General features: G+C 37.1%; 11 protein-coding genes and 1 pseudogene. 5 read left to right on the forward strand and 7 right to left on the reverse strand.

The window, feature by feature from the left end; all coding sequences use genetic code 11:
- The first annotated feature begins 57 nt into the window (after positions 1-57).
- The gene (locus MSVAZ_RS06905) at positions 58-678 is read left to right on the forward strand and encodes a MarR family winged helix-turn-helix transcriptional regulator (protein WP_048119664.1); all 621 of its coding nucleotides are present in this window, start codon (positions 58-60) and stop codon (positions 676-678) included.
- A gap of 56 nt (positions 679-734) precedes the next feature.
- A complete protein-coding gene (locus tag MSVAZ_RS06910; RefSeq protein ID WP_048119666.1) occupies positions 735-1,430 on the forward strand; it encodes a DUF2110 family protein in 696 nt (231 codons plus the stop codon).
- Between the two features lie 173 nt (positions 1,431-1,603).
- On the opposite strand, the gene MSVAZ_RS06915 is transcribed toward MSVAZ_RS06910, so the two are convergent.
- Together MSVAZ_RS06915 and MSVAZ_RS06920 are read right to left on the reverse strand one after the other, a co-directional pair.
- On the reverse strand, positions 1,604-2,341 hold the full coding sequence (locus tag MSVAZ_RS06915; RefSeq protein WP_048119668.1) for a V4R domain-containing protein: 738 nt from the start codon (positions 2,339-2,341) through the stop codon (positions 1,604-1,606).
- Positions 2,342-2,449: 108 nt separating this feature from the next.
- Complete coding sequence (locus tag MSVAZ_RS06920; RefSeq protein ID WP_048119670.1) at positions 2,450-3,658, reverse strand: aspartate aminotransferase family protein; 1,209 nt, start codon at positions 3,656-3,658, stop codon at positions 2,450-2,452.
- Positions 3,659-3,917: 259 nt separating this feature from the next.
- Here MSVAZ_RS06920 and MSVAZ_RS06925 point away from each other — a divergent pair, with 259 nt between their 5' ends.
- The 3 genes and pseudogenes from MSVAZ_RS06925 (at position 3,918) to MSVAZ_RS06935 (ending at position 7,305) form a co-directional block, all read left to right on the forward strand.
- Entirely contained in the window at positions 3,918-4,745 is an 828-nt protein-coding gene (locus MSVAZ_RS06925) for an RNA-guided endonuclease InsQ/TnpB family protein (RefSeq protein WP_052725368.1), read from the forward strand.
- Between the two features lie 355 nt (positions 4,746-5,100).
- Positions 5,101-5,592: pseudogene (locus MSVAZ_RS06930) on the forward strand (IS200/IS605 family accessory protein TnpB-related protein); the annotation flags it as partial.
- A 612-nt stretch (positions 5,593-6,204) separates the two neighbouring features.
- Positions 6,205-7,305 (forward strand): exonuclease/endonuclease/phosphatase family protein, encoded by a 1,101-nt coding sequence (locus tag MSVAZ_RS06935; protein ID WP_052727912.1) that lies wholly within the window; start codon positions 6,205-6,207, stop codon positions 7,303-7,305.
- A gap of 217 nt (positions 7,306-7,522) precedes the next feature.
- Here the strand turns inward: MSVAZ_RS06935 and MSVAZ_RS06940 are convergent, their stop codons facing one another.
- From MSVAZ_RS06940 to MSVAZ_RS06960, 5 genes are all read right to left on the reverse strand, one after another.
- Positions 7,523-8,305: a hypothetical protein gene (locus MSVAZ_RS06940; protein WP_232316241.1), complete on the reverse strand. Its 783-nt coding sequence runs from the start codon at positions 8,303-8,305 to the stop codon at positions 7,523-7,525.
- 610 nt (positions 8,306-8,915) lie between these two features.
- Positions 8,916-10,808 (reverse strand): PEGA domain-containing protein, encoded by a 1,893-nt coding sequence (locus MSVAZ_RS18755; RefSeq protein WP_052727913.1) that lies wholly within the window; start codon positions 10,806-10,808, stop codon positions 8,916-8,918.
- Between the two features lie 799 nt (positions 10,809-11,607).
- A complete protein-coding gene (locus tag MSVAZ_RS06950; RefSeq protein ID WP_048119679.1) occupies positions 11,608-12,723 on the reverse strand; it encodes a hypothetical protein in 1,116 nt (371 codons plus the stop codon).
- 296 nt (positions 12,724-13,019) lie between these two features.
- Complete coding sequence (locus MSVAZ_RS06955; RefSeq protein WP_048119681.1) at positions 13,020-13,703, reverse strand: DUF72 domain-containing protein; 684 nt, start codon at positions 13,701-13,703, stop codon at positions 13,020-13,022.
- 78 nt (positions 13,704-13,781) lie between these two features.
- Complete coding sequence (locus MSVAZ_RS06960) at positions 13,782-15,368, reverse strand: IS1634 family transposase (protein WP_048117034.1); 1,587 nt, start codon at positions 15,366-15,368, stop codon at positions 13,782-13,784.
- Positions 15,369-15,376: the final 8 nt, after the last annotated feature.

The raw sequence follows: 15,376 nt of genomic DNA on the forward strand, positions 1-15,376 counted from the left end.
AAAGTGCTTTGAATCAGACCTAGAAGTAACCCGCTAGAGAAATTCCAATGTGATATTATGTCCGACGAAAATCCAGAAAAGTTGTTTTTGCAGGAAAAACCCACTCGTGCGCTGCTGTTTATAGGCTCAATGGGTAAGACCTATGCGTCTGTCATTTCTAAAGAGATAGACTCCACTTTTGCCCATACAACAAGGATCCTCGCGAAAATGGAACAGTGCGGACTTATAAGATTCACATTCGAGGGGCGGATAAAGTTTGTCGAACTTACAGAATACGGAAGAGAGGTCGAAGCTGCTCTTAAAGAGTTCAGGGATTTAATTGAAGAGGAGCCTTTGAAGGATAAGAAAGAGGAGTCTCTGGATAATGGTCCTGAAAGGGAAGAAGCTGTAGAAAAGGAAGGCGGTCAAGGATCTGAACAGGCAGAAGAGCTTGACCCTCTGAATGCCGAAATTTTTGAGAAAATCCAAAAACTCAGGAACAAAATCGAAGGTATCCATAGGGACGCAATCAAGCAGGGAGATAGTAAGGATACAATTTCCCGGAAACTTGGCCCTTATAGCAGGGACATTAAAAAACTTCAGAATCAGATTGAAAGGGCAGAAAGCCCCATTAATGAGACTGTAATCTCAGCTCTGGAAGAAAGTGAAAAGCTTCTGGAAGCTTACCTCAGGAGCTGAGGAATTATTCAGTTCCCGGTAAAAACAAAGCAGAAGAAAAAATTGGTAGGAAAAATATGATAAAAGTTGTAACCCTCCAGCATATTTACGGAAAGAACCGGGAAAGAATGGCTGGGCTTTTGAAAACTCTGGTCGAGAATGAATTGAAAGACCTTGAAGTAAAAATTGCGATTTCTATTACCCCTGAAAACTGGGTTGAGTTCACCCTTGAAGGCGAGGATGAGGAAGTGTCTGCGAATCTGCTGGCCACCAGATATGGGACACCTGCAAAAAAAGCTGAACCCGGAAAGGTGTATCTGGGTTTTCTCCAGGCTTTCGGAGAGGACGCTTTTCTGGTCAATATCGGGGTGCCTGTAAAAGTTGAAACCGAAGACCTGAAAGCTCTGGGCAGCGGAAAGTCAAAACAGCTTGCCTCGAGATTCGGCCTTATCCCCCATTTGCCGGTTGAGATTGAGGTTATTAAGGCTAATAAGAATTTAAAAGCTCGTCTCACCAAAAAGCAGCTTGATATCTGGTGGGGATGGAAAAAAGCAGCTACTGATAGGGTAACTGTTAACGGGGCAACCCGCTCGGAAATCAAAAGCGCGATTAAAAAAACAGGTCATGGAAGGGACATTTACGAAATCGAGCGCCTTGGGTTGCTGGAACATGCAATCGTCTGCCGGGAAAACACCGACGGGCCTGGTATAGTTGCAGCAATAGGGCCTCGCCTGAAATCCGAGATGGGAGTCGTAATCGGTGACGCTCGCTGAAAGCTGCACTCTGATAGGGAAAATATGACGGGGAAAATAGGCTGAAGCCCGAAAAAAAGAGATGTCCTGAGTAAAATTTTATAAGCCAGTTAGTTTTGAGAATAGATGGACACTTGAAATCCAGAGTTATTAATAATAATTCATATGTAATACTGTCAGTGCGGCAAAGGAATTTATACTGTTATCTTAAAAAGGCAGTGTTTATGTCCTGATCCGTAACACTCGGTCTCGGTAACTCTGTACTCCTTCTCGAGTTTTCCTTTGAGAATTCCCTCAATAATACCTTCCGTTAAGGTGCAAAAAGGTTTTCCTATTATCGGTGTTGATCTGGCTTTGAAATTGTCTTCAATCTGAAGAGCAGGAGGGTCCACAAGTACTGTAACCCTGCACTTCCCCTGGAATTCCAGAAAATCCCCTATTTCCCTCAGGAGTTCTTCAGGAGTCTCGGATTCAAAAATGTGGGAAACAGATCTTCCGAGATCGGTTCCTATTATTTTTACAACAGGGGTATTATCAATCCCATATGCTTCAAAGCCAAAGTAAAGCGCATGGAGCAGGATTTCTGTGAAGCAGGACCTATTGTTTCCGCATGCAGGAACCTTTTCCAGTAAACTTCTGTAATGCTCTGTGAAAGGCTCCTGAGAACAGCCCATGTAGCGGGAAGTGAGATAATAAATTTTTCGGCGGCGATCTACCGGGTCAAAGTTTTCTTCCACAAGCTCGCATGACCTTAGATTGTTGAGGTGTACGGAAATAGTTGATTTGGCTTTTGCTGTAAATTTTACGATTTCATCAAACGACCTGGGTTCTTCCCTGAGCAAGTTAAGGATCTGGAGTTTCACAGGACTGCCTATTGCTACCAGTCCGTTATCATTGTAAAAAAACTCGGTTTTATTCTCAGGTTTTGCCATAATATCTTTAGATAAGTTGTATTTAGAATATATAAATCGTTCGCACGCCCACGAATAATTTCACATTATATATATTTATATGTCTATAATAAATTTGGGCTGTGTAAACTAACAGAAGGTAAGGTTAGTTTTCTTAATCACGTCCTCGATAATTAAAAGGCCTTTCTCTAACTCTTCCTTCTTGATGTTTAGTGCGGGAAATATCCTGATTCCATTACCCTGAGTTTGAGTGACAAATAAGCCTCTTACCAAACACTCATTTTTGACATTTGAAGCGATGTCTTCGCTCTGGAATTCGACCATAATAAGAAGCCCTTTTCCCCGTATGTCGGCAATTACATTCCCATAAATTTTTGGCCATAAACTCATTTTTTCCAGGGCAAAAGAGCCCATTTCTTTCACATTTTGGGAAATGTTGTTATCTATCAGGTATTTTATCACTGCGTAGGAAACGGCACAACCAAGAGGATTGCCACAGTATGTACCTCCGTGGTCTCCGATCTCGAGTTTCTTTGCAACGGCTTCAGACAAAGCAAAAGCACCAAATGGGAAACCACCTGCAATTCCTTTTGCCATTGTCATAAAGTCTGCTTTTGCACCACAGGAACTTGTAACAAAAGTTGGCCCTGTTCTGAAAAATCCGGTTTGGATCTCATCCACGATCAACAAGCTGCCATTCTTATTACACAGGTTGCTTACCTCTTTCAGGTATCCTTCAGAAGGTATGTGAACCCCACCTTCTCCCTGAATAGGTTCAAGAATTACTGCAGCAACATTCTCGTCCAGAGAACGTTTCATAGCCTCCAGGTCATCATAGGGAACGAACCGATAATTAGGCATCAGAGGACTATACCTATCCCTATGCTTGGCCTGACCTGTGGCCGATGTTGTACTTATCGTACGTCCGTGGAAACTTTGATCTGTAGAAATTATGTCGGGCCTGCCTGTTACTTTTCGAGCAAGTTTAATGGCAGCGTCATTTGCTTCGGCTCCGCTATTTGTGAAGAATACTCTTGTAAGATTAGAAGGTAGAATTTCTGTAAGTAAGGACAGTAGGCGTGCACGTGCAGGAGAATATGTAAGTCCCGAATTGGGGTTTTGAATTATCTTTTTTCCCTGATCAATCAGGGCTTCAGTGATAACCGGGTTTGCATGACCAATACATGTTACACCCCAACCTGCTGTGAAATCAATATACATCTTTCCTTCTTCATCCCATACATAAACTCCATCTCCTTTTTCAATTGAGATTTTCTGCTTCACGAAGAAAGGCGGAAGACACTTATCTTCTATTTCGAATGTTGTCTTGCTTGACATTATAAATCATTTCCTCTATAGCTAACCGGAAGAAATTTGAGGGTAGCACCTGGGCACTGCTTATCTTAGACCAGCTGTCCGGTATCGCTGAATTCAATTGAAGCTATTCTACTTTATCTCACGAAGGCGAGAAGACTCCCTCCTCGGTAGATCCGGTTTTACCGGATCGGACAGGTGGGAGATGAGAGCCGTCAACTTCGCCAAAATAAGTTAAGCGATTTGTTAGTATTATATACCTATAAAAAATTGTGTATACATAATGCTTTGTATTACAAATAACCTGAGATTAAATAAGAAACAATATGAAGCTCTGAAAACACTTAGTAGAGCCTCCAAAAACATGTATAATTTAGGGTTGTATAATACGAGACAGTATTTTTTTCAGAATAACAAATTTTTGAAATATCCTGATAACTATCATCTTTGTAAAGAAGATGAAAATTACAAATTAATGCAGGCTGCTACAGCTCAACAGTCGCTTAAATTTGTGGAAAGAGGAATGAGAAGTTGGTTTGGACTTCTTAAACTGTATAAAAATGGACAATTGGAAGATAAACCTAACCTCCCTCACTATCTTGACAAAGAAGGATATTTCCCTATAGCATATCCAAAAAACGCTTTTTCTTTTAAGAATGGAAAAGTTAGACTAGGAATTTCTCTTGAATTTTCAAGAAGATTTCCTAATGCGAAAAAACTATTAACTTTTTCATTACCAAAAATCTTGAAAAATAAACTATCGTATATTCAGGAAATACATGTACTTCCTATGTATGATGGAAAATATTTCAAGATTAAATATTGTTATGAGGAAAAACCTGAACCTGCTAATCTTGATTACTCTCAGTATCTTGGCATTGATCTTGGAGTTTCTAATTTTGCAACATTTGTAGATACGATTGGGACTGCCGAAATCATTGATGGCAAGTATATTAAATCTCTTAACCAATGGCATAATAAAGAAAATGCTAGGCTACAAAGTATTAAAGATAAACAGGCAATTGATAAAATAACTAACAAGCAAATTCGTTTACTTACTAAAACCGGAGTTTCTAAAATGTTAAAAAATAAAGGCTCTTGGCTACGATAATTTAAAGTCTAACAAAAAATTAATTAAGTTGCAGACCTCGCCTTATTCAAGTCTTGTTGTCGCCTAATATTGAATTGGTTTTCTGAGACCGTAATCGTTATTTATGTGATTTGTTATCTTCTTATAAGGAAGGTACCCGTTTTACTGCGTTTTATTTTAATTATTATTTTTTAGACTCTACAATTGGAGAAGTCTTCAATTTTCACTATACTGACTATAACTAAATCAGTTCAATATATATCTATTTTGTATTAAACATTTTGGAACTGCTTGCCAACATAATTACTTTTTTATTAGACCCTACAAAAAAAGTGCCTCTTGATATGGTTTCATGTATGAAAGTATAAACTCCGGTAAAAGAGCAAACAAAATTAATGAACTTATGAATAGAACTGTTAACTATCTGGTTAAACATTGTCTTAAAAACAATATAGGTAATATTCTGATTGGAGAATTAAAGGAAATAAAACAGAATATTAATCATGGCAGAAAAAATAACCAGAACTTTGTTCAGATTCCTTTTGATAAGTTCAAAGCTAAATTAGAAAGTAAATGTAATTTCTATGGAATAAAATACCAACTTGTTAATGAAGCATATACCAGTAAAACAGATGCTCTTGCTCTTGATGAAATCATAAAACAACCTTATGGTGATTCAAGAAGAATCAAGAGAGGATTGTATAAAAGTATTACTGGTCAACTAATTAATGCAGATATTAATGGAGCAATTAATATACTCCGAAAAGTAGCTGGTGATTCTGTTCTTGAACAGATAATCAGTAGTGGTCTTGTCAACAGACCTGGAAGAATCAAATTAGCGTTTGAAACTTTTAAATTAAATTGTTAACCTTGTGAGGGAAGCAAGCCCCTTCCTCAGGAGTTTTGGCGAAGCCGGAACGAACAGGGAGGGGTAGTTGACCAATCTGTTGATCTTTGAAAGTCGAACTTATTAATAATGTCTTCAGGTTCTTCTTTGTTTTGTGTGGATATCCTCATAATATTCTCATAAAAACCAATGCTTTCTTGAATTGAAAATCATCTTATCAACACGGAATAGCGAAGAGCCAGTTTATAGTTTACTTCATGCGTCTTCGGTTAAGTGAGAAATAGTGATAAATTGTCTTCAATTCCACAACATTTGTCAAATGTTATACTATTGTCAAATGTTATAATAGATAGTGAGATGGAACATGGTATTGATTTCATGTAAATATGCCGAAATTTAAGGCAGACTTTTAATGTAAAATCGATAACTTTCAGGTCAGAAAATTCCTTAGCCGATGACCTATGATATAAGTTCTGGTAATATAAACCTCTATTTTTATCTAATATTATACATCATATATATGTATAAATCTGTAAAGTATAAAACCAGAGTTATTTCTTTTTAAATGCTGTTTTTCAAATATTGCCCGGAAATTTCAGTTAAGGTGCTCAAAGCCTGAATAAGAGGTGAACCATGAATTTTAAAGGACATCACAAATTTTTAATTTGTCTTGCAGCAATTTTCGTATTTTTGCCAGGATGTATAGACTCTACTGAGCAAATGAATGCCGACTCTGCAGAAAATTCGGACTCAGGATCTTTATCAGGAGTTTCAGATGCAGCGAAAAATCCATCCCAGTCATCTGAGGGTTCAAGCAGGGGTACCAATGCCGAAGCTGAGGGTTCAAGCGAGGTTGCCTCGTATGCCGACGAAACCGTTACAGAAAACCAATCAGGGTTGGTTGAGGTAAATGGAACTTCGTTATCACCTAATGCTCATGGTTCCCAGGAAGAAAAACTCAGGGTTGGGGCTTTCAATATTCAGGTCTTTGGGGTCAAAAAAGCTTCAAATTCCAGGATAATGAATACGCTTGCAGAAATTCTCCGCACTTACGATATTGTTGCAGTACAGGAAATCAGGGACAGTTCCCAGACTGCTCTTCCTGCGCTGATAAAGGTTGTGAACAGTGAAGGGGATAATTATTCTTATGTCATTAGCGAGAGGCTTGGAAGGACTTCTAGCAAAGAGCAGTATGCATATATTTATGACTGTGACAGGGTAAAGCTGGAAGGTGATCCCTATACTTATTCCGAACCAGAAGGAACTGATCCTTTCCACAGGCAGCCTTATATAGCAACCTTTGAGGATAAGAACGAAACCTTCAGTCTTGTCCTGATAACTGTTCACACCGACCCGGACGAAGCCACCGAAGAAATCAATTCTCTTTCAACTGTTCTTGATAGCACCAGACAAACCTTCCCTGAAGAAGATAACTTCGTTATTATGGGTGACCTGAATGCGGACGGTTCTTATTTTGATGAGGATAAAGCAAATGCCCTGATCTGTGACGAGTACTGCTGGCTGATAGGCAACAGTATGGACACTACAACCGGAGACACGAACTGCACCTATGACAGAATAATAATTACCGAAGATATGGAACCTCATTTTACAGGGAACAGCGGCGTGTTCAGATATGACCTTGAATATAACCTGACTTCAGAAGAAACGGATGCTGTTTCGGATCACTATCCAGTTTATGCGGAATTTGTTTTCGATTCTACGGAGGCCTGACAGGATCGATCGGATCGGATTCTAAGAATTACTTTTGGCTCTTCATTGTTTTGTGTGGATGTCCTCATAATATTCTCATAAAAACCACTGCAGTCTTGAATTGAAAATCATCTTATCCATAGGGAATGACAAAGGGCTAAACAAAATATTACCTATACTAGTGTCATGGCAACTTAATTATGATACACAATGTAGACAATTTATTATCAGCATAAAATTATTTTTTTGATTGTGTGATTATTGGTAGTAATTTTGTAATTATTGGTAGTAAAAGTGTCATGATAAAAGTAGAGATTGCTTTGAAATCAAGTCTCTTATGGTATATCTCTTTTATTTTTCTTTCTTTTTTCTCAAGAATATCTAGAATCATTTTTGATTCGTTCAGCTTTTTTTCGTTATTATTATCCTTTTTGTTAGAACTAATTTCAATTATTTTGTCATAAGTTTCCTTATACATTTCACTTATTTTTTTGAGCTCTGATTTTACACCTTTGTCAATTAAATTTTCGATTGTTTGATATGTTATTATGAAAAGAATTACACCTACAAGGAGCATCAAACTCAGTATAATTAACTCAATTGTAATTATTGAACTAGGTGATATGGAAATAAATATAATCGCAGTTGGTGATATACTTGCGATCATAGCCAGCGTTATAATTATGAAATAACTGCTCACGATCAATAGAATAAAATATTTCAGGGATTTAAGTCCTCCTGCTTCATCAATGTCAAATACATTGATACTTATCGAATATCTTTCCCTCAGTTCTTTTATAATAATGACTAATTCGATCATTATCCAGATAATTACTGCCATTAAGAAAAGAACTAAGTACATAACGATGTCATTGAATATGTCAAGCAGTAGTGACCAAAACGTAGGTTCATGTTCAGATAAATAATAGTAATCAGGTTTTGTCCCATTAAATAATATATACTCCAATAATCCGTGTAGTTCTGGTATTGCGAAAGGAATGAGGACGATAATTATTGTCAAGTAATATAGCCAAGATTTGCATAATTTTTTATTTAAAAAGTATAAAAATATAAGGTACTGATTATCTTGAAATAGTGGCTTAAGTTTTTTAAACGTTTGATGTACATTGGAATAGAAGTAATTAATCAGAGCAAATTCATATCCTAATATAATACTTGGTCCTATTGAACCAAGTATTTGGGCATAATAAAGTTGATCCTGATAATAAAAATGAAAAATTTTCACTTTGGTTGTAAAAAATAAATAGATTAAAATAATGACTCCAGATAGTATAGGAGAAATAAACAAGTAATTTGCTGATATTTTGTTGTAAATTTCTTGAATTTTCATGTTCTCATAAATTTAATTTTACTCGTTTGTTTTTTCGCAGACTCAAGTGCTACAGAATAAGTAATTGAAGAACTTATCCCAAAATTCAATATTGCTTCTCAGAATATCGACCTCCTAATAACATTTCAGATTATGGGATAATAGTTATGAGACTCTATGATTTTTGAGAATAAAATTGGTTTTAGGATAAGCTCAGTAGAGTTCCTAAAAGTCTACTTCCTTACCCTGTTTTTCGGAAGCCAACATAAGATGTTTAGAAAACCAATTTGCCAAAACTATTTTATCTACTTAGGGTCAGTTGTATTTCTTGTTGTTCAAACACATCAAATTTAAACTGACTTTCCAAGCTTTTGTATCCTTCGAGTTCCAAGCGAACTGAATACGTTTTCAGCTTATCGATTGGAAGCGACTTTGAGGTTTTCCCTACATATTTTTCGTCTAATGATATACTTGCTCCTTCTGGAATTGAATGAATGATTAAGTATGTAGATGGCTTCATCGATCCAAATGCATAGTGTGGAAATGAAAAAGAAATATCTATATAATTTCCACCTTCATCTATAGATATTTTCTTGATAGTCATTTCCGGAGGATTGGATATCTCACTTTTATTTACTAAATAACTTATTTTATTTAATGAAACAGTTCCGTGTTCTCTTACTCTCGCTTCAGCTACTTTGCGTTCGTCTAACTGTAATTCCAATGATACTTCTTTCATTTCAGAATCTATTTGCTTTATTATTAGAATATACCCATCTCCAAAATCAAGACTTTCTCCAACTCTCTTTTTTCGAAAATAATCTCCATAGAACTTAATTGAATCTCCTTCTGTTAGAATTTTTGTTTCAGAAGTAGGTGTGTCATATCCACTAACTGGCTCGTAACTTATCGTGTATGTGCCTTTAGGTGCATTTAATCTAGCCCAGTATGATCCGTTTCCCCTATATTCCCCCGTAGGTCCGAATATAGAAAACGTTGCATTTGTTAACGGAACTGAGTCAGGACTCCATTTTAGACTTGTGTATACATATATGTCACCGGTCCCATTCTTTCCGAGAACATTAGGCGAGAGTTCACTGGTGTTGACCAGGATTTCTTTGGAAGTTGATATATTGTACATGTAGATCTCAGATTGATTCCATCCATTGCGATTATCCACCCACACGATTTTATCCCCGTAAATTGCAGGAGAGTATGCTGATCCATTGGCTGTAATTTGAGTCTTCACGGAGGTGGACAAATTGTACATGTAGATATCGGCTTTACCATTGCGGTAATCTTGCCACACTATCCTGTCACCGTAGATTGCAGGAGAATCTGCTGATCCACTGGTTATAATTTGAGTTTCGGCAGAGGTGGACAAATTGTACATGTAGAACTCAGATTGATTCCATCCGTTGCGATTATCCTTCCACACGATTTTATCCCCGTAAATTGCAGGATAATCTGCTGATCCACTGGTTGTAATTTGAGTTTCTACGGAAGTGGACAAATTGTACATGTAGATTTCAGATTGATTCCATCCGTTGCGATTATCCTTCCACACGATTTTATCCCCATAAATTGCAGGATAGTATGCTGATCCATTGGTTGTAATTTGAGTTTCTACGGAGGTGGACAAATTGTACATGTAGACCTCAGATTGATTCCATCCATTGCGATTGTCCTTCCACACGATTTTATCCTCGTAAATTGCAGGAGAATCTGCTGATCCACTGGTTGTAATTTGTGTTTCCGACTGGGTAGAAAGATTATACATGTAAATATCCGAGTACTTGCTGCGACTATCCACCCACACGATTTTATCCCCGTAAATTGCAGGATAGTCTGCTGATCCACTGGCGGTAATTCGATTGTTAGTGGAATTGTTGATATTATATACGTAGATATCTTTATTCCAGTCTACATTGCGGAAACTCTGCCATACTATCCTGTTACCATATATAGCAGGAATACTTGGGCTTGAGAAATTATTGACAGCACTCATCTGCGTAGCGTTTTCATATGAATAATATTCAACAGTAAGAAATTGATTATCTACAGATTTATTCTGTGGTAAAGTTGCATTGGAATTATTTATTACAGTTAACTCTCTTGTAGAAGCAGGATCACAAACAGAGATCATAAGACATATAGTAGCCACTAAAGAAATCGTTGTTTTATTTGCTGACATTTGTTACTTCCCCACTCAAACTCTAAAAGTTAGAATTAATCGAATCCTAAAAACAAAAGTTGTCTACGGATATATAAATAATATTTATTGAATTATATATATTATTATCGCTTCTTTCTCAAAATAAGGATTAATTAATTAATTATTCTAACTTTTGGGGATTATTTCTTTTCTATCGTGTATCTTACTGCTTTTATTTCTTATTTTTTTAAATTGAAGCTTTTATACCTCCAGAATCCTTTGACACATCATAACTCTTCAGGCTGGTGCTGGATGGTGATAGGTGGAAACGAAGCAAAAAAGGCTCTTCGCTATTTTGTATTGGTTGAAAATAATTTCTTAGTTAAAAGTATTCAGATCAAATATGAAAACACCAATCTTGGATATGATTTTCAACAACAACTATTTTTATATATTGCATATGTTACTTTAACATTCAGGAGCTAAATATGAGCTTGACTATGTCACATTACAAGGTAAAGCGTCATCATTAGATCTCGTATGCCAAAGATATCGTTCGTAGTGAAATCGATAACAGCGATTGGAGTAACTGTCTAATCTGACAAAGTCAAGTGAGTTATCCATTCGAAAACCAAGTTGTTTTTACTCTTGAAAGGCTCTCTAATTAGCTTAGAATTAAAAGCTTACTGAATATCGGAGTATTCGAAAAAGATACGTCAAACTGTACTGAAAATCAAAAGCCGAGATATCCGGAAACTAAGAAAGTCAAAAGTCCGGAAAATAAAAAGTTAAAGTATCTGGAAAGGAAAATAACGCAGGACTGACTGAGTTTTTTCTTTTACCAGACAGTGTTGTTTTTCAGAGTTGCGAGAATGTTTGTGAACTCGTTGCTGAACCTGCAATTGCCAAAGTCCGGAGAATTCAGAATGTTCTTCTTTATTTCCTGCAGTCCGATCAGGAGATTTATATCGTCGCTGTATTCAAATCCTCCATCGGATGCCGTGATGTTCTCAGCAAGGACGTCAAGAAGCCTCGGGTCAAGATCATTTGTAATATATGTGTCCAGAATCAGAAGATCCGAAATTCTCTTGTAGAAGTCAATGAGCTCCTGGTAACCGGGTATCGCGTAGGCTTTTGCCATCTTTTTTTGCCTGTTCAGGTAAATCAGGTAACGGGAGATTGTGCTTATAACATTCTCGATACCCTCTTTTTTAGGGAACGCGATTGGGAACCTTTTCAGCATTTGTGAATTAAGTTTGCCTCTGCTCTGCACCTCTTTGCGTCTCCAGACCTCAGGAAAAGCCTTTGCTATTGAAGAGTTGAGTACAGCCGTAACATAATGGTAGAGTGTGGGGTCTCCGAGAACAACACCTACACCGTTTGCAAAAACATGCTTTCCGGTAGGATCATATGAGGCCTGAATGCGGGAGTTGCTGGTAATGATGATTTTAGGTGTGTTTATATACCGCAGGAAACTTTCATTTTCGAAACGGTAATCAGCCGAAATGAGTTCCTGTGTTTTGGCCTCAGACTGCTGTTTGATTTCCATTGACTGCTGTTTGATTTCCATTAGCTGTTTATAAGCTGCAGGAAATTTTGCTTTCAGTTCCTCGGGCTGGAATATCCTGTATTCTTTCCTTATGTTATTGTCAAGGATTTCATAAGGCACCATAAACTGGTACTGAGTTGATTGAACCGTAAATTCATTCGAAACGGAATCATCTACATAAGGGTATATGAGTTCTTTTTCCATACCCGCCTGTTCTATATTCACATTTATCTGAGAGTCTTTGCAGACGCAGGATGCATCTGTACAGTTCTCGCTTGAAAGGCCAGCTTTTTGTAAAAAATCGTTTGTGGGGGGTACACCTTCAAAAACTTCTATTGAAATGTCTTCTAGGGTTCTAGGGATTTTGCTCAGCCTTTCTACAATATAGTCCTTACTCCAGAACATATATTTCACTTCTTTTTTATATATATAGGGAATTCTGGGTAAATGGTTTCTTTGTCGTGGGTTGGGTTCTCAAAAATTCGTTTTTGATTTTGAAGCACCTGATTGTTAACTCCTCAGAATCTCCATACTAAACTTTGAATATACCTCTTAATATAATAATTTATTCATAATAAAGGTTAACAAATGAAACCGAACTTTTTAAGTTAACATAAAAAAGTGAGAACTAACGCCATTGAGTGAGATAAATCCTTTCAGGAAAAGGCAGTTTTTTTAAAATAAAGGTAATTATTCCAGGTTTACAAACCTGAAAAAACTCTCAATGCCTTTCTTGCATTATCCAGCATATTATGGTCGTTGTTGAAATAAATGTAGGTTTTCTCAGGCCCAAATTCACGGATTTTCCTGATAGTTTCGCTAATTTCCGCCTGAGAATAATCATAACTGTACCAGCCTTCTCTTCCGTGCATTCTCATATACACGTTTTTTCCGGGGAAGATGCGGTTTTTGTAGTCAGGTGAGTCTACGGACACCAGGGTTACTTTCCTCATAAGCTCTTCACACGCCTCATAATTTCCCAGCAGGGCTTTGTTCCTTATCTCCAGGGCAAACCGTTTCCCAAGTTTTACGGCTTCTACAAACCTGAGTGCCCTTTCGATATCATCAAACTTTGGAGGCACCTGAAATAAGTAAAAATCAATGAGATGATCCATGGGTCGGAAAAGCTCAAGGAAATTTCCCAGAGTTTCCAGGGAACTTTCACTGAGTTGTCGCCAGTGGGTTATAGACCTGTGCACTTTTATGCTCCATCGTAGTTCAGTCCCCTTCCTGTTCCAGCCTTCAACCTGCTCAGGCGAGGGAAACCTGTAATAACTGGCATTAAGTTCAACACTGTTCAGCCCGGAATTCTGGATAAACCAATCAAGGTTCTTCTTTTTGTTCCAATCATAATACCAGCCGCTTGTACCCACAAATGCCTCCATAAAGTCCCCTTTTATACATCGGTCTGATAGCAGATCTATTTTTGGTTTATTCCTATTTATAACCTGACTTCCGCTTTTTTAAGCGCATAAATTCAATTTTTCCATAATTTCTTTTTGCTTTCTTGTGAGTTCTGTAACTATTACCTCTCCATTTTGCAGTTCTACTTTTCTGATCTTCTCAAGCTCTAAAAGTAAACTCTCTACTGTATAATCCTCAATAATTTTTGTTTCCTTCATCATACTCAGTAGCTTCATTCTAATAATTAGTCCGATAAAGCAGACAAAAATGAATCCCTTTGTTGTTGAATCTTTGTTTGTGTTTAGTGGAAGCGACTGAATATCATTTTTCATTACTTTGAATCCTTTCTCAACAATATCTCTTTCTCTGTAGTAAGTGAGACATTCTACCCAATCACGTTCTCCATAATAAAAAAGGAAAAACTTCCCCATTCTGTTTATTCTCTGCGATACTGCATTTTTCTTGATATTGATTTTGAAATGGTCATCTATCTTTTTCCACGAATAGAAACTTGCCATTTCCCTTGCTCTCTCTTTGAACACCTCTGCCGCATTTCTCCATCCTGGTATTGCTGTTTCTTCCAGTTTTTCCTTCATATCATAAAGACGGGAGTAAAATGTGCTTTTTTCTTCCATTTCTCTCTTTGGATCATAGAAACAGTATCCATTGATCTTGAATTCCTTTTCCTCAAGAGTCACTGGCTTTACAAATATTGGTTTTTTGTGAAACTTATGAAGATATTCCGGACTTTCGATGTCTTTTTGTACTGAACTCATAAGCTCTTTGACACTTTTAAGTGCCATTGTAGCTGGCATAATAAAAGGAATCTTTTCCCTTACTAATTCCTCAATGTTTCCCTTGCTGAAAAAGCCTCTATCCATTACCAGTGTATAGTTTTCCATTCCATGAGCTTCTATCTTTTTTAGAGTATTTTTAAGAGTTGTAACGTCTACAATACTTCCAGGATAGATGTCATACATCACCGGAATTCCTTTTTCCTTATCCACAATCATGGAGAGATTTATTTGAGGAAGATCGCAATTGTCTCTATTGTATCCGTATTCAAGAAGATTAATTAGTTGTGAGTAGCTCGATAAACTGGTAAGATCGTACATTAATGTGCGTTTTGTCCCAAGATTTCTAAACATTTTACCCATAAACATGGATGGAATGTCGCTATTACCTACTTTTGCAAGTAGATTACTGATGTTTTGACTTTTCAAGGGTAACTCAGGCCACTGGAGAGAAAGAACAGAATTCTCATACCAGGTTTTAAGGTTATACATAGCTGTAGGACGAATTACACGATTAAGTGCCATTGAAAGTATCATGTTCCTGTCTTTTTCATTGAACAGATCACCAAGATACTCTTCAATTTTGAGTTCTTCTACTATTTTCTGTAATGGAAGGAACTCACCATAGTTATAAGCATTTACAGGTTTGCTGGAAACGAAAGAAGTCTCATCTTGCACGATTTCATCGGAAGAGTTTAATGCGTCACGAACTCTAACAGGTTTACCGTTTATGTTTCTGCCAACATATTTGGATTTATGGCGAATTTGTTTCTTTTCCTTATCGTAATAAGGAATATCTTCGTACCAGTACTCAATTCCATTTATTTTCTTGATGCGGAGGATAGACTTCATGCGCTTAT

It is taken from the genome of Methanosarcina vacuolata Z-761 (genome assembly GCF_000969905.1).
GTDB classification, from domain to species: Archaea; Halobacteriota; Methanosarcinia; order Methanosarcinales; family Methanosarcinaceae; genus Methanosarcina; species Methanosarcina vacuolata.